The sequence below is a fragment of the Arcobacter siniprincipis (SeqCode) genome (assembly GCF_048571125.1).
Classification (GTDB): domain Bacteria; phylum Campylobacterota; class Campylobacteria; order Campylobacterales; family Arcobacteraceae; genus Arcobacter; species Arcobacter siniprincipis.
On sequence record NZ_CP182343.1, the window covers coordinates 2,207,201 to 2,227,917 of the forward strand.

Genomic DNA, 20,717 nt, shown 5'->3' on the forward strand with positions numbered 1-20,717 from the left:
GTATGGATTCCACTTCGTTACATGGATAAAAGATGAGTTTTAAACTTATTTTATGTATATTCTGTAGTTATTAATCTTATCTTCCAATCTCTTCGATAAAAATGGATTCGCATTTTTCAAACAGCTAAGTATAAACTTTGATTCTTGAAAATAGTTATATACTTTTTCATTATCCCAAGATTCTGGTGGTTTTTGTAAGTTTGTGATTCTATCTGCTAGTTTTACACATTGTACTGCATAGCTTTGAGTTAGTAGCCTATTTATATTTTCAGCCATTTGTTGTTTTTTAGACTCAATTGATGGGTCTTTTGTTAAGGCTTCAACACCACTTGCAATTTCATCTCCAAACTCTTCTATTAGTTCACTAATAGTTGCATTTGTATCTTCTAATACATCATGTAATAGAGCAATTTGTATTGCGAAATCTGCATCTTCTAGTTTTACTTCACCTTGTTCGCAGGCATGCATCATCTCCATTGCAACTGATGTCAAATGAGTAATATAAGGTAATCCTTTGGGAGTTTTTTGTTCTCCATGTACCTTAGCCGCATAATTTAATGCTTTTAGGTATTTTTCTTGTGAAAACATCAATCTTCCTTTTGTGTTATATTTTGCTTTTTTTGTCTATTTTGTTTTGCTTGGTTGTTTTTATTATTTATTATATTATCAGATTTTGAAAAAGCTATCAAATCTTCAGCTGTTAGAATTTTCTCTGGCAATTTTGAAAGTGATTCTTTTAAGATATAAGTTGTGCTTAGAGCATCACTATAGGCTCTATGTTGAGTATCTATATCTATATGTAATAAATCTTTTAAAAAGTCTAAACCATATCTTTGAGCTTCTATTGTTCTCTTTGACAAATCAATAGTACAAAGCTTTCTATTATGTAATTCACCTAAGTTATACTTTTTAAATGATTCTGAAATAAATCTATAATCAAACTTGATATCATGGGCAACAAAAACATCATCTTCTAAAAATATCTTAAACTCTTCAAGTACAGTTTTTAATACTGGTGCATCTTTTAACATACTAGGAGTTATATTTGTCACTTCTTGGATATAAGGAGGTACATCTTTTGCATAAACTAGGGATTCATAACTATCTATTATCTCACCATTTTTAAGTTTTACTGCACCTATTTCTATGACTTGCCCTTTGTTTACATTGCTTCCATTTGTCTCAATGTCTACGATACAAAAAACTTGGTCTTTTATTTGGTTTTCTTTTGTTTTTAAAAGTACTTTTTCATCAATAATATCTAGTGGAAAACCATTTGATAAAAGAAGTTCTAGTTCTAAATTGGCATCAGCAAAAAAAGTATTTTTCATAGACTCAATTAGCTTTAATAACTCATCTAAAGTATTTAGTCCTTTTTTAATCCTTGATGCGATTATATCACTGTTTGAAGGTAGAGTTTGTTTTTTAGATTTCATGGGCTACTTTTACAAAGTCAATCATTTTTTGATTATCTTTTTTGCCTTTGCTTTGTTCTACTCCACTACTCACATCTACACCATAAAAGCCAAAACCTTTTAGCTCATTTAGATTTTCAGATTTTAATCCACCAGCAAGTATTATTTTAGAGCAATCAAGTTCTTTAAACCAATCAAGGACTATTCTTTTACCCTCACCTCCAAAACCTGGAACAAAGGCATCTACTAATTTAAAACTATCTTCTAAGTCTTCTAAGTCTTCTTTTGATTCTATTCTTTCAACTTTTATGTATGTTACTTCAAGGTTATCAAACTCTGTGGTATCTTCATCATCTATTATTTGTGCCAATTGCATATGTGCAACTTTACAGATGTCATTTATATGTTTTGATGATTCATTTACAAAAAGTCCTACTGTTTGCACAAAAGGAGGAAGTTGCTCAACTATTTTTTTAGCATCAATTGGTCTTATATATCTAGGACTTGGCTCATAAAATACAAATCCTAAAGCATCAGCTCCTGCATTTATCGCATCAAGGGCATCTTCTAGATTTGTTATACCGCAAATTTTAACTTTCATATTACACCTGAAGAGATTTTATTGCTTTTGAGTAATCATCCTGTGAAAATACAAAAGAACCAGCTACAACAACATCAACTCCAGCAGCTTTTAATTCATGGATGTTTTTATCATTTACTCCACCATCTACTTCAATTAGACAGTTTGGATTTCTTTTATTTATAAGCTCTTTTAGTTTTATACTCTTTTCAACAACACTTGTAATAAACTTTTGTCCACCAAATCCTGGGTTTACTGACATTAGTAAAACCATATCTAAATCTTCCAACAGATACTCTATTGACTCAGGAGTCGAGTGTGGGTTTAGTACGATTGCTGGTTTTATTCCATAGTCTCTTATTTTTTGTATAAGTCTATGTGGGTGTTTTTCACTTTCTATGTGAAATGAGATATATTCAGGTTTAAGTGGAGCAAATAAATCCACAAAAAATGTATTGTTTTCTACCATCAAATGTACATCAAGTGGTTTTGTAGCAATCTTTGCAACAGGAGTTACAACAACTGGTCCTAAAGTCATATTTGGCACAAAATGACCATCCATAACATCCACATGAATCAAATCACAACCACCATCACAGATTGCAGTAATCTCTTCATTTAATTTACCAAAATCAGCTGATAGTATCGAGGGGGCAACTAACATAAAATACCTTTTTCTTTAATTGTGGCGATTATATCATTTTTTTTAAAAATATAAAATAAGTGCTTTAAAATAAAAGCGTAGTTTTCTAATAATAGTTTAGATAACATAAAAATTATAAAAGGAACAATAAAGAAAAATGACTAAAATAAGTAATGAAGAAAAAAAAATATTTCTGAAAATGATTAAAGACAAAGATCTAGAAGAATTAAAAAAGCTAAACCTAAAAGAACCCTTTTATCAATATGTAACAATATTATGGGAAAGAGATAATATTGAAGCTATTGAATATCTTAGAAACAATCAGCTTATAAGTGATAATGATATATTTTTACTTAGCTTTATGAAAGTAAAAGATGGTAGAAATTATGACTTTAGTTCACTTCTTAAAATGATAAAAAAATATTTACAAGATGCACCTTTAGTTATTGAAGATGAAATTATATTAAAAAATCTATCTAGGGATTCTGCACTTGAGTATGTGAAAGATTGGATTTCAGCTGGAACTGTTTTTGATTATGAAAGACTATTTGATTACTCTTTCTTAGGAAGTACTACTTCACATAAATTTACAAATTATTTACTTGATAACTTTGAATTAAGCACAGAACTTATTAAAAGTGTAGAATATCCTGCAAAAGTAAAATACAACAAAAAAGACCCACTGATACAAAAACTTATAAAAAAAGGTATGGCTTACGAAGAACCTACTTTAAAAAAGACAAAAATAACAAAAGAATTTGAACTAGCAAAAGAAGACTCTTTAGATAATATATCATTTATCAATAAAACCAAAGTAGTCCTTAAAATATATAATAAAGAAAAAAAAGAATCAAGACTTGATATTTTTTGTTTAGACACAAACAATACAATAAATAGCTTGACAATCAAAGATAACTCTTTGGTTTACTGTGCTTGGAGAGAGGGAATAGCTGTACTTACACTCCAAGGTGTCACATTTATGCCTTTATATGAAAATTCTAATCCTATTTATTATGAGATGAGTAATCCTGATGATTTAAAACATTTAACAAAAGATGAATTTTTAAGAATTCCCAGTTTCTCAAATGTAATAGCTATAAATGATGATACTTTATTAGTACATTTTTATACCCCTGCTAAAAAAGAAGGCAGAGCATTAAGTATACTAAAAATAAAAAATTCAACTTGCCAAATGCTAAACATTTATAAAGAAATAAACGAACCTGAAATCATAGACAGGCTAGGAATAAATGAACGTAGTCCCTCTTATATTTATTTACATGAGTGTACATATAGTCATGATAAAATTTGGTGCATAGTTGAAGGAAGTAGTATAAATAGGCAACTAGGAGGAGAACATCCTTATACTTTACTCACAAGTTATCATTATAGTGAAAATATGGATTTAGTAAGCCCTTCAAGTAAAACTAACATATTTAAAAAACTATTAAACTCTTTTTCTAATAGTGATGAAAAAGAGGAAAATCAAAATAATATATTTAAATGGGAAAAAACAAAAGTAAAACTAGAGGGTGCAAAAAGTTTCTTTAGTGATGATGGTTTGTATATTTGGAGTTTGATGAAAGGTAAAAACAAAATGTTTTGTCAAAAGATAACAGATACTAAGTTTTTATATGAGATAAGAATCACACCTTCTCAAAATCTAAATAAAATACCTTTTAATAAAGCATCAGTGAGTATGTATGATAAACAATACTTTATAGTATATGATTCTTCACGATGGAATTTATGTGAAGTTATAAACTAATAAAATGAAAATTACGCTAATATAACAAATATTTTTATAGGAAGACAAATGAGACAAATATTTATACTTATATTTTTAATAACAACAATTTTTGCAAATGAAAACAATGATGAGCTATATGCAAAAGCTAAAAAATACGAAGATGAGCATAACTACAAAGAAGCTATGCTTATATATAAACAAATAGCAAAAAATGGGCAAAAAAAAGTATCTACTTTAGATGCTCAAACAAAAACAGATGAAGCTACTTTATTTATAGATAAAGATAAACTAGCAGAAGTAAAAGCAACTAAAAAAGTATTAAATCCAATTGAAGACAAAGAGACAAACAATACTCTATCTCAAATTTTAGCCTCTTCTTTTGACCTTTATCCTTATGATGAAAACTATCTTTTGCCATTTTCTTATACTTCAAAATCTAATAAAGATAGAAAACATGTAGAAACTGTATTTCAATTAAGTGTAAAAAAACCTATTACTTATAACTTCTTTGGTTTAAAAGAGAGTATTAACTTTGGATATACCCAAACTTCATGGTGGCAATTATATTCTGAATCTTCTCCTTTTAGGGAGACAAATTATAGACCTGAAGTTTTTGTTACAATCCCTTATGGGAAAAAAGGTAAAACATATTTAAAATCACTTAAATTTGGTTTTTTACATGAATCAAATGGACAAGGGAAAGAAGATTCTAGATCATGGAATCGATTATATGCTCAAAGTTATTTCCAATTTTCAAGCTTGTTTTTTAGTCCAAGAGTTTGGTATAGAATTCCTGATGATTCAGATGATGATAACCCTGATATAGAAGATTATCTTGGATATGGAGATTTAACTTTTTATTTACCATATAAAACACACACATTTAAACTATTGCTTAGAAATAATCTAAAATTTGATGATTCTAATAAGGGTTTTGCACAATTCAATTGGAGTTTCCCATTATGGGGTTCAAAAAATACCTTTGGATTTGTTCAGTTATCTAGTGGTTATGGGGATAGTTTAATTGATTATAACAAAGAAGTAAATAGAATTAGTTTTGGAATTAGCCTTTCAAGATAAAACTTACACTTAACTAACACTTTATTTATATACTTTCACATCTTTAAAAAAAGGAGTGAAATATGAAGTTAGGTAAACAAATAGCAATTTTTGCAATATTAGGGGCAACGGGATTATTCGCTGCTGGAATTAATGATGTAAATGTATTAGTAGATAAAATCAATACAGCTACTAATTTAAATGAAAGAAGCCAACTATTGAAGAAACTTGATGCAAGGCTTTCATCAATGGGGCAAGAAGACCTTATTACCGCTCAGCAAATTATTAATACTAAACTAAAAATATCGAAAGTTCTTTAAGTAGTAAAAATCATCTTTGAGTTTTTCAAAGATGATTTTTACTCAACCTATTTAAAAGTAAGTTCTATCTTTGTACCCTTATCAATCACACTAGTTATATTTATATTTATATCCAAAATATCACAAAGTTGTTTTACAATACTCATACCAATACCAAGTCCTGTCTCATTCTCTTTATAATACCTTTGAAATACTTTTTTAACATCTTTTATGCCTATTCCTGTATCTTCTATTATAAGTTTTCGATTTTTTGTACTTATATTTACTTCACCATTTTTTTTATTATATTTACAAGCATTTGTTAATAAATTATCAATAATACGATCAAGGGCATTTTTATTGCTTTTTATTATTAGATTTTCCATATTTTTGTTAAATTTTATTTTGGGATATAACTTATGCAAAATCTCGATTTTAGCATTTACAAGCTCTTCTAATGATACATCTTCACTTTTTGCCATTTCATTTGGAGTTATTAGTTCTAGATTTTTATACAAAGAAGAGATACTTTTAGCACTAAGTTCTATTCTCTCAATCTCTTCAAAATCCCCTCTTCTTCTTAATAACTTAGAATTTAACAAAATAGAAGTTGCAGGAGTATTTAAATCATGGATTAAGTCTTTTAAAAAATCTTCCAAAAGACGCAAAGCTTCTTTCATGGGTCTTAGTGAATACATAGCAAAACCAACAGATAAAAAAAGAAGAAAGAAAGAGACTACAACTGAGAATTTGAAAATCTTAATTAAAAATTCTTGATATACTTTTTCATACTTCTTTTTGTCATAAATTACTTTTAAAAGATATGGTCCAGTTGTTGGGATTTGGAAATAGGCACAAAGTCCCTCTTCACAATGGTAGATTTTAAAAAGTTTTTTTTGTTTATCATCTTGTACAATATCTAATGAAAACTTATCACCTTTGAAATCAAAAGTATAATCTTTCATTTGGTATAAAATATTTTGTTCTATATCTTTTATTTTATCCACTTGATACATATACAAAACAATACTAGCAAGTATTAATAAAGGTATGAAAAAAAGAGCAATCGTAGTAAGAAGTGATTTTTTCTCATAATTTTTCAAGTCTATATCCTATACCTTTGATATTACTTATTTCTAAATCTAAAACTTTTTTTAATTTACTAATCAAAACTCGAAGTGCTGGTTCACTTGGTCTATTCATGCAATCAAAAAATGATGACTTATCAACTGTCATACCGATATTTCGCATAAGTAAAGAGAAAATATCTTTTTCAACACTTCCAAGTGTTACTTCTGTATTATCTTTTAAAACCCTACTTTCAAGTAAATCAAAAGTAATATCTTTATATTGAACAACAGGATTTTTTCTCTTTAAAGTAGCTTGAATACGAGCTAAAAGTTCATCTAAATCAAATGGCTTTTTAATATAATCATCACAGCCATAATCAAAGCCTTTAAGAGTTGATTTGATATCAATCTTTGCCGTGATAAAAAAAGTAGGAGTAGAGTCTTGAGCTTCTCTTAAAAGTCTTAAGGTCTCCATCCCATCAAGTAAAGGAACATTTACATCAAATAAATAAAGGTCATACTTATTATCATAGGTATATTCTAAAACCTCTTCCCCATCACTCACTAAAGTTACAGCATAGTTTTCTTGTTCTAAAATCTGTACCATAGTTTGTGCTAAGATTTCATCATCTTCAAGAAGTAAGATTTTTAGTTTTTTACTCATTGTTCAATTGCTTTTTCATCAAAAAATTTATTTGGCATCTTCTCTTTTGCTTTTATAATTGCATCAGATTCTTGTCTTGCTTTTATATTTTTAGTAGCCAATTCTTTTTTTAGTTTTTCTATTAATTCTTTTTTTTCTTGAGGTGTTGAAGCTTGATTTACTTTTTCAAGTAATTTATCTACTTCTTTTGTTTGAGCAAATAAACTTGTTGTTGAAAATAAAAAAAGAATAATCAAAGATTTAAAAAGAATCATTTTTTATCCTTTTTATCTTCAAGTATTTTTATGCTGTTTTTTAATTTTAAAAGTGGATTAGAAGAGAACTCACTTAAGTCACAATTACTCTTTTTAGCTAATTCATAATTTGAGTTATAAGAATCATTTGCTGTATTTATATTTTTTGCAAAAACTGTAGGAGAACTACTTTCTACTAAAAAAAGTTGTGCTTTTGCTCCAACTATATCATTTTTTGAAAAATATCCATCTTCAAACTCTTTTTCAATATAACTTGCTGCATAATTCACTACTTTTTTATATTTATTACAATACTTACTATTGATATTTTCTTTTATTTGTTTTTGCAAATCTTCATTTTTATTATTTGGAGATACTTGACTTGTATTTTGTAAACTGCATCCAATTAAAAATATTGAAAAAGCTATTATAAAAGGTATTTGTAATAGTTTATTCATTTAAATTTTTCCTTTTATTGTGAAACTCTATTTTATATAACTTAATATTATTTAGTTATATTACTAAATTACATGAGAAACTATTTTTTAATCATTATGGAATAAAACTATTCCAAAGGGATAGAATTATAATCTAATACTCATTAAACATCAACATTTACATATAAAATAGAAGATTATAGAACTAATACATAACTTACACTTTATTTATATACTTCCATACATTTAAAAAATAAGGAAAGAAAAATGAAATTAAATAGAAAATTAGCAGTTTTAGCGATATTAGGAATGACTGGATTATTTGCAAATGGAGTTAGCAATGTAAATACATTAGTAAATAAAATCAATAATACAGAAGATTCAAAAGCAAGAGGTGCCTTATTAAAAGAGCTTGATAAAGAACTTTCAAATATGGACAAAAAAGAACTTCCAGCAGCTCAAGAAATTGTTAACAATAAATTAAAATTTTCAAAAACACTTGAAAAATAATGCTGAATTATTTATATAAAAATTACCTAGCTATTAAAAATAGCTGGGTAATTTATATTTTTTAAAGATATTAATTAGATATCTTATTTTCCATAAACCAAACAAACGAAAACATCAATCCTGGTGTTTTCGCTTTACTTTCATCATAAATAAACTCTTTATACTCATTGATAGGAAGATACATAGTCTCTATTTGTTCATCATGGATTCCTCCGCCATTATGCACTTTCATGTTATCATTTATTTGGGCATAGTATAAGTTTTGTTTTCCTCCACTTATTCCAACATTTGTATAAAAAGAAGTGATTTTTTCTATGTTTTCTAACGGAACATCATAACCACACTCCTCATCAATCTCTTCTTTTACAATCATTTCCAAAGATATATCTTTATCAATAATCCCAGCACAAAGTTCATAAGTACACAAGTTTGATTTATCATTTAAATAAACAGGAGCTCTAAATTGTTTTACTAATAAAAAAGCATTTTTATCTATATTGTAAAGTAAAACAGCAACAGAATCGAAGCTTTTAACTGCTTCCCAAGTTTTATCTATTCCATTTTGATTATATGTTAACTTTACAGGATGCACAAATTTTGTATCTTCTAAAATAGATGTTTTAAAATTTTTAATTATATTATTCATTTATTAGCCTTTAATCAATTATTTTATACAAAATTTATTTAAAAAAAGTAAATATATAGTAAAATAAATTGAATAATAATTTTTTAAGGCTAGAAATGCAACTAAAATACATAGGACCAAAACCAATAATTTCAGAACATGGAGTAAGTTTCAAAGATGGGAAAGAAGACAAATATGTGTATATTCAAACTGCGATAGAAATTTTAAATGCAATCAATCATGAATATGTACAAGGCATAATTTATAAATATGATGCTCAAATTACAAAACCAAGTGATGAAGAAATAGAAAATATCATTATAGGATATAAGCCTGAGTTGAGAAAAACTATTGAAAAAGAGATTACTTCATATAAACAATACTTAAAAGAAGAGATTGAAAATAGCCCAATCTCTCACCCTTTATTAAATAAAGATGAATTAATGGCCTTGCAAAATAATTTAAAAATCATGCATGAATATAGAATACAAAGAAGTATAAATAAAATTTGTTATATGCATATCATAGAAATAATAGCAGACATAATAAAAGAGCACAAAATAAAAGATATAAGTTCACCTTTTAATGAAAAGTTTTGGCATGTAATGCAAACTATTCAAGGACAACTATCAAATAAAAGAAACTATGTTGATACCCAAATAAAAGAGAATAAAAATGGTACGATAGAATTAAGTATGAAGTTTTAGGATCCTTTTTATTTTGCAACAGATTTAAAATCAATAAAAAATGTAGAACCTTCATTTTTCCTTGATTTTAATGAAATTTTGAGATCATACTCTTTACAAACTCCATTTACAATATCTAATCCTATGCCAAATCCACCTTCAAAATTTTCACCTCTTTTGTATCTTTTGAAAATCTCTTCTTGATCTTTTTGTTCAATTCCTATCCCAAAATCTTGAACAGAAAAAATAGTACCTTTTAGTTTTACAGTTATTTGAGCATCTTTTTTTGAATATTTAATTGCATTTGAAATAAGATTATTTACTATTTTTTGAGTTTTTGTTTTGTCCATAAAAATATCACAAGGTTCAAGTTCTTCATTTATCCTAATACCTTTTGTAATAGCAATATCTTGAAAAAACTCAACACTTTCATTTACCAACTCAGCAAAATCAATATTAACATCTAAAAAAATATCTTGTTCATTAAAAGCACTATAATGCATGTCATTATATAATTGCGAAATTTGTTTAGCACTACTTATAATATACTTTAGCATCTTTTGGGCATTTCTTCCTTGTTTTAAAGCAGAAGTAGAAGTCATCAAAACTGCAATTGGAGTATTTAATTCATGGGCAGAATCTTTTATAAACTTGTCCATTTGTTCAACTTTTTCTCGAACAGGTTTTAAAAGTAATTTTGCAAGTAAATATCCTATACCTCCAATAAAACAAGTTGCCAATAGCAAAATAATACTTATATAGATTTTTAATTTTTGTGTATCACTAATTATTTGATTTGTTTCAATTACAATATATTTAATATCAATTTTTTCATCATGGTGCTCTTCAAGTTTTGCCACATGAAAAGAGTGACTTTCATTGTGAGAAGCCTCTTTATCAAAATCTATCTTACTATTTTCAAATTGAGAAAAGATTACTTTCCCATTTTTATCAAAAAGGCCATACTTTAGATTCTCATTTTTTAATGGAGTTGGAAGAAAAGGTACCTTTTCCATATAAGCATTTAAGATATTTGCTTTTAGCATATTTGCAGCACTACTCATTTCAATTGAACATCGACGATCTACCATATCAATCTCTTTTTTATAATAAGAAAGTAATAAAATAAAAAGAATTAAAACCGTCGAGCCTATATATATAAATAAAAAACTAAATAAAGCTTTTTTTTCATTTTTGTTCAAATTTGTATCCTATTCCTCGTATAGTCTCTATTTTTTCTTTTCCTAAAATTTCCCTAAGATTTTTTATATAAACCCTAATAGTTGCATCGGTTGGTTGTTCATCATATTTCCAAATATTTTGTAATAATTCCTCTGAGGATATAACTCTATTAGAGTGAGTTATAAAATATTTTAAGATTTCTTTTTCTTTTTGAGCTACTCTTATTTTTTTACCATTTGTTATAACTAAAGATTCAGAAGGTAAAAAAGAGATATTATCATCGATTTTCATTTCGTCAACTTTTCCAAGAGAAAAGTATCTACAAAGCTTATTTATTCTTTGTTCTAACTCTTCTAAATCAAAAGGTTTTTTTATATAATCATCACTCCCAAGTTCAAAAGCAGTTTTTAAATGCTTTGTATCTTGGTATGCGGTAATGATTATAATAGGAGTTTGACTTTTGTAGTCATTTCTAATATATTTTAAAACATCAAGACCTGACATAGTTGGAGTATTTACATCTAGTATTGCAAAGTCATAAATACTATCAATCAATTTTTCTAAAGCATCTTCACCCTTATTGCATAAAGTTACATCATAACCTTTGTCCATTAAATAGTCATTTAAAATATCACTTAATGCTAAGTCATCCTCTAATAATAAAACCTTCATGATTTATCATTTTTTATTTGAAGTTATCAAATACAAGTGGTGATTTGAAATCCATTGATTTTAAATGCTTCATTATAGTTTGTAAATCATCAATATTTTTTCCTGTAACTCTTATCTCATCACCTTGATTTACAGCTTTTACTTTTAATTTTAAATTTTTTATTTCCACTTGGATTTGTTTTGCTTCATCTTGTTTGATTGAATCTACTATTGCATAAACATATTTTCTATTTCCACCTGAACTATCATCTTTTTTTGCTTCATCAAGTGAATTTATAGAGAGCCCTCTTTTATTCATCTTTGAAATTAAAATATCATACATAGCATCAACTTTATTATCACTTGAAGATATTAAAGTGATTGTTTTAGCACCTTGGTTAAAATCAATTTCTGCTTTTAAACCTTTGAAGTCATATCTATTTTCTATTTCTTTTTGCGATTGAATAACTGCATTTTTAAGTTCTTGCATATCAAGCTTTGCTGAAATATCAAATGCGTGTTCTTTTACTGCCATATTGTCTCCTATTTTAATAATTTATTTATATATTATATAAAAACTTTATGTAATGATTATTAAGAGATTATATTTATCTCTTCTATTCTTTTATTTTAAGTTCATTAAGTACTGTAAATCCAATAATTATCCATGAAATAATCATAATAGTTCCACCAAAAGGTGTAATTGCTCCAAGCCAAGAAAGTTTCAGTATAACTAACATATATAAAGAACAAGAAAAAATTAATGTTCCTAAAATAAGTAAATAACCTGAAATAACAATTTGTTTTGAATTTGGTAAAAAATAAGTGATAAGTGCAACACCAAAAAGTCCAAGTGTGTTATAAAATTGATATTGAACACCAGTATGGTAAACTGCCATTAAGTATTCATCTGTAGTAGCTTTTAAACCATGTGCTCCAAAAGCACCAATAGCAATGCCAAGTGCCATCATAAATGAAGCAATGATTAAAAAGTTTTTTGTGTGTTTTGTAATAAACATAATATACTCCCAAATTTTTATTGGGAAGTATATCTAAAAAAAATTAATTAACTTTTTGATTTATCTTTTGAAGCAGAGAAGCCAGCACCTTTTTTCTCTTTTTTCTTTAAGTCTAACTCTTCTATGATTTCTTTAAAATCAACGCCATCTTGGTTCATCTTAGCAAAACATGCAGCTACAACAGCTATAGCGTTTGGAACTTCTTTTTTCTTTTTATATGCTTGTATGTTTTTTTCACTTACTTTAATAAGCGCTGTAAACTTCGGAATCGTTAATTCTGCATCCAAAAGAAGTTTTTTAAAATCTATAAAGGTCATATATTCTCCTATTTTATTAATGACGAAATTATACTAAAAATATACTAAATATACATATATTATATACTTAATATATTATATAATATCAATTTCCCAAAAAAACTCTATCCACTTATCTGCAATTTTTACTGAATAATCAGCACTTATACATGCAGTTGGTTTATAAAATATTGTAGCTAATCTAAATTCTGTATGAGGAAATTTTTCTCTTAATCTTTTTAAAATTTCTCTCATAGTTTCGCCACTATCAACAATATCATCTATAACTAAAACTCTTTTTGCATGTGATACATCAGGAATATTAAAAATATTAAATGTGTCTAGTTTCAACTCCCCTTCATAATGAATAGAATTAAGAGAAAAGACATTTCTCATATTCATTGCTTGTCCCATAAGATGAGATAATGTAAGCCCACCCCTTGCAACTGCCAACAAAATTTCAGGTTCATAATCCCTACACTTATTTACTAAAACTTGAGTATCTTCCTTGAACTCTTCATAACCATAATAATACTTTTCTTGCAATTTCTAACCTCTTAATATAAAAACTAATAAAGAAATAAATGTTAAAAGAATAATTCCAATATTTATATCTTTTGTCTCTTTTTTAACTAATTTTATAATTGTATAAACAATAAAACCTGCTGATATACCATTTGTAATTGAATAAGTCAATGGCATAAGTAAAACTATAAAAAAAGCTGCTGCTGAAGTTGCAAAATCCACTTTCTCAAAATTTATTTTTCCTAGTTCACTAAACATCAATACTCCAACAACTACCAAAATAGGATAAATTGCATTTGGTGGAATCGATTTAAAAAGTGGTAACATAAACAGAGTTGTTATAAATAAAAGAGCTGTAAAAACAGCTGTTAATCCTGTTCTTCCACCAGCTTCTACACCTGAAGCACTTTCAACAAATGCTGTAGTTGTCGAAACACCCAATAAACTCCCACCAACTGTTGCAATGGCATCTGCTTCAAGTGTTTTTTGTAAAGATTTATCTTCTTTATTATTCTCTTGAAAAAGATTAGCTCTTGATCCAACTCCTGTCAAAGTACCTAGAGTATCAAACATATCAGTAACTAAAAATGTAATAATAACAGGTAAAAGTGACAAACTAATTGCACTCATAATATCTAATTGAAAATATATTGGAGAAATTGATGCAGGAGCCGAAAATAATGATGTAGGAGCTGCTCCTATTCCAAAAATCCATCCAACTATTGAAGTTACAAGAATAGATAAAATAAAGGCACCTTTTAAATTATATGCAAATAAAATAAAAGTCAAAATCAAACCAAAAGTACCTAATAAAACAGTATCTTTTGTAAAATCACCTAAAGTAACCAATGTTGCAGGACTAGCAACTATCATACCCATTTGTTTTAAACCAATAAAAGCAATAAAGGTACCAATACCTGCACTAATTGCTCTTCTTAAATTAAGTGGAATAGAAGTCATAATCCAAACTCTAAAGTTTGTAAAAGATAAAATAACAAATAAAATACCAGAAAGGAAAACTATACCTAAACCTGTTTGCCAAGGTATTTTCATACCTAAAACTAAACCGTATGAGAAGTAAGCATTTAGTCCCATACCAACACTCATAGCAATTGGAGTATTTGACCAAAGACCTGAAAAAATTGTAGCTAAAATAGTAATTAAAGCAGTGGCAGTAATAACTGCATCCATTGGAAGACCTGCGTCTGCAAGTATAAATCCATTTACTGGGACGATATACATCATCGTCAAAAATGTCGTTAACCCAGCAGTAAACTCTGTCTTGACATTTGTATTGTATTTTTTTAATTTAAAAAAACCCACATCAAATCCTATGTAATAATTTTAAAAAGAGAGAAAAGAAGAAATATTTTCTTGCTTTTTTACCCTCGAATAATATCCAAAAATGAATTATTATTTATTAAAGCAATAAAATATTACCTTATATAAAGAAAGATTTTCTATAATAAGAAAAAACAAAAGTAAAAATATGAATATAACAAATGATTGTGTTGAGTGTATAGTTGGGCAAATAAATAAAGCTACGAAACTACTTAATCTAGATGAATCTCTTGCAAAAGAGATAAATAATGAAGTAGAAAAAAGAGCCTTAGACTTTGATTTTGAAAAATCACCTCCCTTTGTAGCTAAAGAAGTTTATGAATATCTTGGTTTCAAAACAAATTTAAAAGATCCATTAGAAACTTTAAAACAAGAATCTATCAAAAAAGCCACTACATACTTACCTCTAATAGAAGATAAAATCTCGTCAAGTGAGGATAAACTTTTTACAGCAATAAAAGCAGCAGTTGCTGGCAATGTAATTGATTTTGCAACAACAAAAGAGTTTAGTTTGGATGATGAGATAAACTCTATCTTTCAAACAAACTTTTCAATAAATGATTATGAGATATTTAAAGAGAAGTTAGAGGAAACTGGCTCATTGATAATATTAGCAGACAATGCAGGTGAGAATGTATTTGATAAAGTATTGGTTAAAATAATAGTAAGTTTATATCCAAATATTAAAATACACTATGCCACAAGAGGAAAAGCCATAATAAATGATATCACCACAAAAGAAGCTTTACAAAGTGGTATCGATAAATATTGCCAAGTTATTAGTTCAGGTGTAGACACTCCAGGATTAGATAAAAGTAGAGCCTCAAAAGAGTTCATGGAACTATTTGATAAAACACCGCTAATACTATCAAAAGGTATGGGTAATTTTGAGTGTTTAGAATCATACAAAGATAATAAAATCTTTTTTTTATTTAAAGTAAAATGTAATGTTGTAGCAAATACTATATCTAGAAACTTAGGAGAGATAGTCTTAAAAAGAGGATGATTAAATATCCTCTTCACTTATCTCTAATTCTTCAGAACTTGTCTCATCTAAAGATTGAACTCTTTGTTTCTCTTTTCTAAATTCTGCTCTTGCAATAATCTCTAAATAAAAAGTCTCGCAATTATCCGCTGCTGCTAAATCAATAGATTTTATAACATGAGAAAGTGGAATTTCAACTGGTGTTTCATCGCTTTTTCCAAATTTACAATCAAAAAACCAATAGTTTTTATCTTCTGGTAAAGCTTTTCTTTGTTCTCTTTTTATATATTTTCTTATCTCATTTTTTATTGATTCTACTACTCGTTCAGTTTTTTTATTTTCTACTTGTAGTTTAAAAGTTTTTTTCAAATTTTTCCTTTTTTTGCAATTATATCTAAATCTACTCTATTTGATGACAATTTTTAGTGAAATTGAGATAACATTTTGCTTATGAAACTATTAGATGATAAAGAAAAAATTTACCTTCTCGATGATAATAACTTTGATTTTCCAACTTTAAATATGATGAAAGATGATTTAATAGCTATTGGTGGTGATTTTCATCCCCAAAGAATAATCAATGCCTATCAAAATGGAATATTTCCTTGGTTTATTGATGAATACAATTACATACATTGGTTTAGTCCTAAAAAAAGAATGGTTTTATATCCAGAAGAGTTTAGACTAACTAAAAGCCTAAAAAGAGTTATCAATAACAAAGGCTTTTTAGTAAAGTCAAATGAACGATTTGAAGATGTTATAAAATCATGTGCAAATATAAAAAGAAAACATGAAGATAGTACTTGGATAAGCCATGAATTTATACAAGCATATACAAATCTTTTCCACCTTGAATACGCTTTTTCTATTGAGTGTTATTTAGATGAAAAACTTGTAGGTGGTCTTTATGGTTTACTCATTGGTGATGTATTTTGTGGAGAAAGTATGTTTGCCCTAGAAAAAGATGCTTCAAAAGTAGCCTTTTATCACTTATGCAACCAAGCAAAACAAAATGGTATCAAAATAATTGATTGTCAAGTTTATAATGACCATCTTGCTAGCTTGGGAGCAAAAGAGATACCTAGAGAAGAGTATTTTAAAACTTTACAAAACTAAATTATAAGATACACTCATGCCAAATCTTAGAAAAAGCACTTACTGCTTCTTCTATCTCGTCTTCTTTAAATCCACCAAACCCCATCATAAGTGCTTGCCATTCTCCACCACTTCTCTCTTTTGCATAATGAAGTTTTATTTTATTTTTTATTGCTAACTTTTCTAAGTTATTCCAATCAAAAGAAACTTTTGGACTAATATGTATAGCTAAACCTCCACCTTGATTTACTATTTTCATAGTTATTCCTAGTTTTTCTTCAAGTACTTTTTTCATGAGATTGTGTTTCTTTTTATTGAGGGTTCTTATTTTTCGCAAATGCCGTTCCCAATGACCTTCACTCATAAATTTTTCCAAAGTTTTTTGTGTAAATAGGCTTACTCTTGATTCAAAGGTATCATTAAATTCTTTTAACAAAAGTCTTGGAACAACTAAATAACTAACTCTAATAGCAGGTGAGAGTGACTTAGAAAATGTTCCCACATAAACAACCCTATCAAAACTATCTAAACCTTGCAAAGCAGGTATTGGTCTTGTTTCATATGTTAATTCACTATCATAATCATCTTCAATAATCAAAGCTTCATTTTTTTCTGCCCAATCTAAAAGTCTCAATCTATTTGATATGGGCATAGCAACTCCCGTAGGATATTGATGTGACGGAGTAATATAAACTAATTTTGCTTTTGACTTTTCTAATTCTTTTAAATCAATCCCATTTTTATCAACTGGTATTTTTTTTATTTTATACTCACTTGATTCAAAAACTTTTCTAGCTATATGATAACCAGGGTGTTCTATTGCTAAAGTATCATATTTCTTATTTAAAAGTCTAATTATTAATCCTAAGGAATCATCAAATCCATTGCAAACAATAACTTGGCTTGCATTACACTTTACACCTCTAGATTCTATTAAATATTTAGCAATCTCATCTCTTAAGCCATACTCCCCTTGCCCATCAGAATATCCACCAAAATCAATTGTCTCATCTATGGCTTTATTAAAAATTCTTTTCCATAATTTAAGAGGAAAAGAATCCTTTTCCAATCTTGCTGGATAAAAATTATAAATAAAATTATCAGCTTTTTGTTCATTTTCAATAGCAATAATACTATCATCATTAAAATTTTTATAATTTGTATCACTTACGAAGTATCCACTTTTTGGATAACTATCAATATAACCTTCTGCTACAAGTTGAGAATATGCACCTTCAACACTAGTTTTACTTAAGTTATATATTATGGCAACTTTTCTTATGGATTGGAGTTTATCACCAACTTTTAGATTATGGATTACTTCTTTTTTTATCTCTTCATATAACTGAATATGTAAAGGTGTCTTATTATTTTTATCAATAAAATACAAAACTGTCCCCTAATTATTTTAATTCATTGTCACTTGTCACAAGTACAGATAAATGATATATTATCACAAATAAAATAAAAGGCTCAAGATGAAATTAACAGCATGTCCAATGGATTGTTTTGATGCTTGTGAAGTTGTATATAAAAATGGTATTTGTAAACCAAATGATGATTATATTACAAATAAAAAGCTATGTAAAAATTTTGCATATCTTATACAAGAAAAAAATATTATTGATAAAGATTTAAATACTACATTAAAAAAAGTTGTAGCAAAATTAAAAGAACCCAATCAAAAAGTTTTGTATTATAAGGGTAGCGGTAACATGGGTGTTATGCAAAAAATTCCAATGGTTTTTTTTGAAAAAATTAGTGCTACATTTGCAAGTGGAAGTATTTGTGATGCAGGAGGAGAAGCTGGAATTGAGATGGGAAGAAAGTATAATGTAAACCCAAGTATAAAAGACCTTCAAAGTAGTGAAGTAATTTTGGTTTGGGGACGAAATCTTACACAAACATCAGCTCATATTTATAAATTGATAAAAGATAAAATATTTATTACAATTGATCCAGTAAAAACACCAATTGCTAAAAAATCTGAAGTATTTTTACAAATACCTCCAAAAGGAGATTATCTTTTAGCAAAGTTATTACAAAAAGCTTTGAATGATGAAAATATTGATATAAATGATTTAATAAAACTTAATATCACGCAAGAGCAGTTTAACCAAACAGTAAAACTATTGACTAGCAAAAAAGTATCTGTAATGCTTGGTGTTGGGGCTCAAAAATATAAAGAAGGGGCAGCTATATTTCATGAGATAGATAAGGTATGTGATAAACTAAATCTTTTCGATAAAAAAAATAGAGGTGTTTGGTACTTAGCTAACAGCGCCTATCCTTTTGATAACAAAATATCTATAAATCCTACTAAAACTTGTAGTTATGCAGATGTTAAATTTGATGATTATGATGTAGTATTTATACAAGGGGCAAATCCAGTAATATCTGCTCCAAATGCTAAATATATTGTAGAATCATTAAAAAACAGTTTTGTCATCTTTATGGGGACAACTGCAAATGAAACTTCCAAATATGCAGATATAATCATTCCTGCAAAAACATTTTTACAAAAAAAAGATGTAAGACTTAGTTATGGACATGATGAAGTTACATTTTGTGAAGTATGTGAAGAAAATGATTATGCTATAAGTGAATATGAGCTTACTTCTTATTTATTTAAAGAGTTTGGTTTTGAAGGGATTCTTAGTGAAGATGAATATCTTAATTGTTTTAAAACTAAAATAAATGATAAACCAGATATAAAATTTATCGAACAAGATACAAAAAATGTAGAATTATTAGATTTAAAAGATGATGAATATTATCTTTTAACATCAAAAAATACTGATACAATAAACTCGCAATTTAAATATGACGAATATGCTTATGTTCATCCAATCAGAGGTTTTATAGATAATCAGTTAGTAACAATCTCATCTAAAATAGATTCTATACAAATCAAAGTAAAAAATGATGAGAGAATATATTCAAATTCTATATTAATCTATGCAGGTAATAAACAAGTAAACAGACTCACATCCAATGAACTTAGTTTTTGCGGTACAAATGCAACTTTTCAAGATATAAAATTAACTATAATATAAAAGGAAAATTAAAATGAATGTTGGAATTTATATTTATGAGGATGCAGAGGTTTTAGATTTTTCTGGACCTTTTGAAGTTTTTTCTGTAGCTTCTAGATTTTTAGATGAAAATGAGAAGTTTAATGTTTTTTTAATAAGTGAAAAAGAGCCTACTATTACAGCACGAGGTAATTATAAAATCAACTCACACTATACTTTTGAAAATGTACCTCAAACTGATGTCCTAATTGTAGTTGGTGGAGTGCATACAGAAGAAGTAAAAAAAACAACTGTAATAAAGTGGATAAAAGAGCAATCAAAAAATACAAAAATAGTAGCCTCTGTTTGTACAGGTGCTTTTTTATTAGCTGAGGCAAGAATTATTACAAATCATACAGTAACAACACATTGGGAAGATATTCCTGATTTAAAAAAAGACTACCCTACTTTAAATGTTGTTGAAAATGTAAGATGGGTAGATGAAGAGAATATACTCACAAGTGCTGGAATTTCAGCAGGTATTGATATGAGTTTACATTTAGTTTCAAAAATAAAAAATCTAGACTTAGCTAATCAAACTGCAAAACAGATGCAATTTGATTGGATAAAAAGTTAAG

General features: G+C 27.5%; 27 protein-coding genes. 9 read left to right on the forward strand and 18 right to left on the reverse strand.

Annotation, left to right across the window (positions count from 1 at the left end; translation table 11 throughout):
• Positions 1-45: 45 nt before the first annotated feature.
• From ACNI3D_RS11120 to rpe, 4 genes are read right to left on the reverse strand one after another with little or no spacing between them, the layout of a single operon-like run.
• Positions 46-588, reverse strand: a complete 543-nt coding sequence (locus tag ACNI3D_RS11120) for an HD domain-containing protein (RefSeq protein WP_419767044.1) — start codon at positions 586-588, stop codon at positions 46-48.
• On the reverse strand, positions 588-1,436 hold the full coding sequence (locus ACNI3D_RS11125; protein ID WP_419767045.1) for a 3'-5' exonuclease: 849 nt from the start codon (positions 1,434-1,436) through the stop codon (positions 588-590). Before ACNI3D_RS11125 ends, ACNI3D_RS11120 begins: the two co-directional genes overlap by 1 nt.
• On the reverse strand, positions 1,426-2,016 hold the full coding sequence (locus ACNI3D_RS11130; protein ID WP_419767046.1) for a phosphoribosylanthranilate isomerase: 591 nt from the start codon (positions 2,014-2,016) through the stop codon (positions 1,426-1,428). Before ACNI3D_RS11130 ends, ACNI3D_RS11125 begins: the two co-directional genes overlap by 11 nt.
• A gap of 1 nt (position 2,017) precedes the next feature.
• The gene (gene rpe / locus ACNI3D_RS11135) at positions 2,018-2,659 is read right to left on the reverse strand and encodes a ribulose-phosphate 3-epimerase (RefSeq protein WP_419767047.1); all 642 of its coding nucleotides are present in this window, start codon (positions 2,657-2,659) and stop codon (positions 2,018-2,020) included.
• Positions 2,660-2,795: 136 nt separating this feature from the next.
• Between rpe and ACNI3D_RS11140 the strand changes: the two genes are divergently transcribed.
• From ACNI3D_RS11140 to ACNI3D_RS11150, 3 genes are all read left to right on the forward strand, one after another.
• Positions 2,796-4,406 carry a hypothetical protein gene (locus ACNI3D_RS11140; protein WP_419767048.1) on the forward strand — a complete coding sequence of 537 codons (1,611 nt, stop codon included), beginning with the start codon at positions 2,796-2,798 and terminating at the stop codon, positions 4,404-4,406.
• Between the two features lie 48 nt (positions 4,407-4,454).
• Positions 4,455-5,468, forward strand: coding sequence for a phospholipase A (locus tag ACNI3D_RS11145; RefSeq protein ID WP_129101866.1), 1,014 nt, complete (start codon positions 4,455-4,457; stop codon positions 5,466-5,468).
• A 62-nt stretch (positions 5,469-5,530) separates the two neighbouring features.
• Positions 5,531-5,767 (forward strand): restriction endonuclease, encoded by a 237-nt coding sequence (locus tag ACNI3D_RS11150; protein ID WP_129101865.1) that lies wholly within the window; start codon positions 5,531-5,533, stop codon positions 5,765-5,767.
• A 47-nt stretch (positions 5,768-5,814) separates the two neighbouring features.
• Here ACNI3D_RS11150 and ACNI3D_RS11155 read toward each other — a convergent pair whose 3' ends face one another.
• The 4 genes from ACNI3D_RS11155 to ACNI3D_RS11170 are packed head-to-tail and all read right to left on the reverse strand — an operon-like array spanning position 5,815 to position 8,171.
• Positions 5,815-6,849: a sensor histidine kinase gene (locus tag ACNI3D_RS11155; protein ID WP_419767049.1), complete on the reverse strand. Its 1,035-nt coding sequence runs from the start codon at positions 6,847-6,849 to the stop codon at positions 5,815-5,817.
• Entirely contained in the window at positions 6,836-7,480 is a 645-nt protein-coding gene (locus tag ACNI3D_RS11160; RefSeq protein WP_419767050.1) for a response regulator transcription factor, read from the reverse strand. Before ACNI3D_RS11160 ends, ACNI3D_RS11155 begins: the two co-directional genes overlap by 14 nt.
• Complete coding sequence (locus ACNI3D_RS11165) at positions 7,477-7,734, reverse strand: hypothetical protein (RefSeq protein ID WP_419767051.1); 258 nt, start codon at positions 7,732-7,734, stop codon at positions 7,477-7,479. Before ACNI3D_RS11165 ends, ACNI3D_RS11160 begins: the two co-directional genes overlap by 4 nt.
• Positions 7,731-8,171 (reverse strand): hypothetical protein, encoded by a 441-nt coding sequence (locus ACNI3D_RS11170; RefSeq protein ID WP_419767052.1) that lies wholly within the window; start codon positions 8,169-8,171, stop codon positions 7,731-7,733. The genes ACNI3D_RS11165 and ACNI3D_RS11170 overlap by 4 nt, the downstream gene beginning before the upstream one ends.
• 246 nt (positions 8,172-8,417) lie before the next feature.
• Between ACNI3D_RS11170 and ACNI3D_RS11175 the strand changes: the two genes are divergently transcribed.
• Positions 8,418-8,660, forward strand: coding sequence for a hypothetical protein (locus tag ACNI3D_RS11175; protein WP_419767053.1), 243 nt, complete (start codon positions 8,418-8,420; stop codon positions 8,658-8,660).
• Between the two features lie 70 nt (positions 8,661-8,730).
• Here ACNI3D_RS11175 and ACNI3D_RS11180 read toward each other — a convergent pair whose 3' ends face one another.
• Positions 8,731-9,306 (reverse strand): NUDIX hydrolase, encoded by a 576-nt coding sequence (locus ACNI3D_RS11180; protein WP_419767054.1) that lies wholly within the window; start codon positions 9,304-9,306, stop codon positions 8,731-8,733.
• Between the two features lie 95 nt (positions 9,307-9,401).
• Here ACNI3D_RS11180 and ACNI3D_RS11185 point away from each other — a divergent pair, with 95 nt between their 5' ends.
• Positions 9,402-9,992, forward strand: a complete 591-nt coding sequence (locus tag ACNI3D_RS11185; protein ID WP_419767055.1) for a hypothetical protein — start codon at positions 9,402-9,404, stop codon at positions 9,990-9,992.
• A gap of 8 nt (positions 9,993-10,000) precedes the next feature.
• On the opposite strand, the gene ACNI3D_RS11190 is transcribed toward ACNI3D_RS11185, so the two are convergent.
• The 7 genes from ACNI3D_RS11190 to ACNI3D_RS11220 all read right to left on the reverse strand — a co-directional run bounded on the left by ACNI3D_RS11190 (position 10,001) and on the right by ACNI3D_RS11220 (position 14,967).
• Entirely contained in the window at positions 10,001-11,173 is a 1,173-nt protein-coding gene (locus ACNI3D_RS11190; protein WP_419767056.1) for a sensor histidine kinase, read from the reverse strand.
• Positions 11,160-11,825 carry a response regulator transcription factor gene (locus tag ACNI3D_RS11195; RefSeq protein ID WP_129100608.1) on the reverse strand — a complete coding sequence of 222 codons (666 nt, stop codon included), beginning with the start codon at positions 11,823-11,825 and terminating at the stop codon, positions 11,160-11,162. Before ACNI3D_RS11195 ends, ACNI3D_RS11190 begins: the two co-directional genes overlap by 14 nt.
• 13 nt (positions 11,826-11,838) lie before the next feature.
• Positions 11,839-12,339: a YajQ family cyclic di-GMP-binding protein gene (locus tag ACNI3D_RS11200; RefSeq protein ID WP_129100609.1), complete on the reverse strand. Its 501-nt coding sequence runs from the start codon at positions 12,337-12,339 to the stop codon at positions 11,839-11,841.
• Between the two features lie 82 nt (positions 12,340-12,421).
• On the reverse strand, positions 12,422-12,823 hold the full coding sequence (locus ACNI3D_RS11205; RefSeq protein WP_129100610.1) for a DUF423 domain-containing protein: 402 nt from the start codon (positions 12,821-12,823) through the stop codon (positions 12,422-12,424).
• Positions 12,824-12,870: 47 nt separating this feature from the next.
• Positions 12,871-13,140, reverse strand: coding sequence for a hypothetical protein (locus ACNI3D_RS11210; protein WP_129100611.1), 270 nt, complete (start codon positions 13,138-13,140; stop codon positions 12,871-12,873).
• Between the two features lie 75 nt (positions 13,141-13,215).
• Positions 13,216-13,665, reverse strand: coding sequence for a phosphoribosyltransferase (locus ACNI3D_RS11215; protein WP_419767057.1), 450 nt, complete (start codon positions 13,663-13,665; stop codon positions 13,216-13,218).
• Between the two features lie 3 nt (positions 13,666-13,668).
• Positions 13,669-14,967, reverse strand: a complete 1,299-nt coding sequence (locus tag ACNI3D_RS11220) for an NCS2 family permease (RefSeq protein WP_419767058.1) — start codon at positions 14,965-14,967, stop codon at positions 13,669-13,671.
• Positions 14,968-15,133: 166 nt separating this feature from the next.
• Between ACNI3D_RS11220 and ACNI3D_RS11225 the strand changes: the two genes are divergently transcribed.
• Positions 15,134-15,991, forward strand: a complete 858-nt coding sequence (locus ACNI3D_RS11225; RefSeq protein ID WP_419767059.1) for a damage-control phosphatase ARMT1 family protein — start codon at positions 15,134-15,136, stop codon at positions 15,989-15,991.
• Here the strand turns inward: ACNI3D_RS11225 and ACNI3D_RS11230 are convergent, their stop codons facing one another.
• Positions 15,992-16,339, reverse strand: coding sequence for a DUF6172 family protein (locus ACNI3D_RS11230; protein ID WP_419767060.1), 348 nt, complete (start codon positions 16,337-16,339; stop codon positions 15,992-15,994).
• Positions 16,340-16,420: 81 nt separating this feature from the next.
• Between ACNI3D_RS11230 and aat the strand changes: the two genes are divergently transcribed.
• Positions 16,421-17,086 (forward strand): leucyl/phenylalanyl-tRNA--protein transferase, encoded by a 666-nt coding sequence (gene aat / locus ACNI3D_RS11235; RefSeq protein ID WP_419767061.1) that lies wholly within the window; start codon positions 16,421-16,423, stop codon positions 17,084-17,086.
• 1 nt (position 17,087) lies between these two features.
• Here the strand turns inward: aat and pdxR are convergent, their stop codons facing one another.
• Positions 17,088-18,455, reverse strand: coding sequence for a MocR-like pyridoxine biosynthesis transcription factor PdxR (pdxR, locus tag ACNI3D_RS11240; protein ID WP_419767062.1), 1,368 nt, complete (start codon positions 18,453-18,455; stop codon positions 17,088-17,090).
• Positions 18,456-18,543: 88 nt separating this feature from the next.
• Between pdxR and ACNI3D_RS11245 the strand changes: the two genes are divergently transcribed.
• Positions 18,544-20,121: a molybdopterin-dependent oxidoreductase gene (locus ACNI3D_RS11245; protein ID WP_419767063.1), complete on the forward strand. Its 1,578-nt coding sequence runs from the start codon at positions 18,544-18,546 to the stop codon at positions 20,119-20,121.
• A 13-nt stretch (positions 20,122-20,134) separates the two neighbouring features.
• The gene (locus ACNI3D_RS11250; protein WP_419767064.1) at positions 20,135-20,716 is read left to right on the forward strand and encodes a DJ-1/PfpI family protein; all 582 of its coding nucleotides are present in this window, start codon (positions 20,135-20,137) and stop codon (positions 20,714-20,716) included.
• Position 20,717 lies beyond the last annotated feature (1 nt).

Excerpts from the sequence above, each read along its gene's own strand:
- ACNI3D_RS11250 (WP_419767064.1), top strand. The coding sequence starts at position 20,135 with ATGAATGTTGGAATTTATATTTATGAGGATGCAGAGGTTTTAGATTTT.
- ACNI3D_RS11175 (WP_419767053.1), top strand. The coding sequence starts at position 8,418 with ATGAAATTAAATAGAAAATTAGCAGTTTTAGCGATATTAGGAATGACT.
- ACNI3D_RS11195 (WP_129100608.1), bottom strand. The coding sequence starts at position 11,825 with ATGAAGGTTTTATTATTAGAGGATGACTTAGCATTAAGTGATATTTTA.
- ACNI3D_RS11150 (WP_129101865.1), top strand. The coding sequence starts at position 5,531 with ATGAAGTTAGGTAAACAAATAGCAATTTTTGCAATATTAGGGGCAACG.
- ACNI3D_RS11165 (WP_419767051.1), bottom strand. The coding sequence starts at position 7,734 with ATGATTCTTTTTAAATCTTTGATTATTCTTTTTTTATTTTCAACAACA.
- ACNI3D_RS11205 (WP_129100610.1), bottom strand. The coding sequence starts at position 12,823 with ATGTTTATTACAAAACACACAAAAAACTTTTTAATCATTGCTTCATTT.
- ACNI3D_RS11160 (WP_419767050.1), bottom strand. The coding sequence starts at position 7,480 with ATGAGTAAAAAACTAAAAATCTTACTTCTTGAAGATGATGAAATCTTA.
- ACNI3D_RS11130 (WP_419767046.1), bottom strand. The coding sequence starts at position 2,016 with ATGAAAGTTAAAATTTGCGGTATAACAAATCTAGAAGATGCCCTTGAT.
- ACNI3D_RS11140 (WP_419767048.1), top strand. The coding sequence starts at position 2,796 with ATGACTAAAATAAGTAATGAAGAAAAAAAAATATTTCTGAAAATGATT.
- ACNI3D_RS11185 (WP_419767055.1), top strand. The coding sequence starts at position 9,402 with ATGCAACTAAAATACATAGGACCAAAACCAATAATTTCAGAACATGGA.
- aat (WP_419767061.1), top strand. The coding sequence starts at position 16,421 with ATGAAACTATTAGATGATAAAGAAAAAATTTACCTTCTCGATGATAAT.
- ACNI3D_RS11225 (WP_419767059.1), top strand. The coding sequence starts at position 15,134 with ATGAATATAACAAATGATTGTGTTGAGTGTATAGTTGGGCAAATAAAT.
- ACNI3D_RS11120 (WP_419767044.1), bottom strand. The coding sequence starts at position 588 with ATGTTTTCACAAGAAAAATACCTAAAAGCATTAAATTATGCGGCTAAG.
- ACNI3D_RS11200 (WP_129100609.1), bottom strand. The coding sequence starts at position 12,339 with ATGGCAGTAAAAGAACACGCATTTGATATTTCAGCAAAGCTTGATATG.
- ACNI3D_RS11210 (WP_129100611.1), bottom strand. The coding sequence starts at position 13,140 with ATGACCTTTATAGATTTTAAAAAACTTCTTTTGGATGCAGAATTAACG.
- ACNI3D_RS11170 (WP_419767052.1), bottom strand. The coding sequence starts at position 8,171 with ATGAATAAACTATTACAAATACCTTTTATAATAGCTTTTTCAATATTT.
- ACNI3D_RS11125 (WP_419767045.1), bottom strand. The coding sequence starts at position 1,436 with ATGAAATCTAAAAAACAAACTCTACCTTCAAACAGTGATATAATCGCA.
- ACNI3D_RS11245 (WP_419767063.1), top strand. The coding sequence starts at position 18,544 with ATGAAATTAACAGCATGTCCAATGGATTGTTTTGATGCTTGTGAAGTT.
- ACNI3D_RS11180 (WP_419767054.1), bottom strand. The coding sequence starts at position 9,306 with ATGAATAATATAATTAAAAATTTTAAAACATCTATTTTAGAAGATACA.
- ACNI3D_RS11145 (WP_129101866.1), top strand. The coding sequence starts at position 4,455 with ATGAGACAAATATTTATACTTATATTTTTAATAACAACAATTTTTGCA.
- rpe (WP_419767047.1), bottom strand. The coding sequence starts at position 2,659 with ATGTTAGTTGCCCCCTCGATACTATCAGCTGATTTTGGTAAATTAAAT.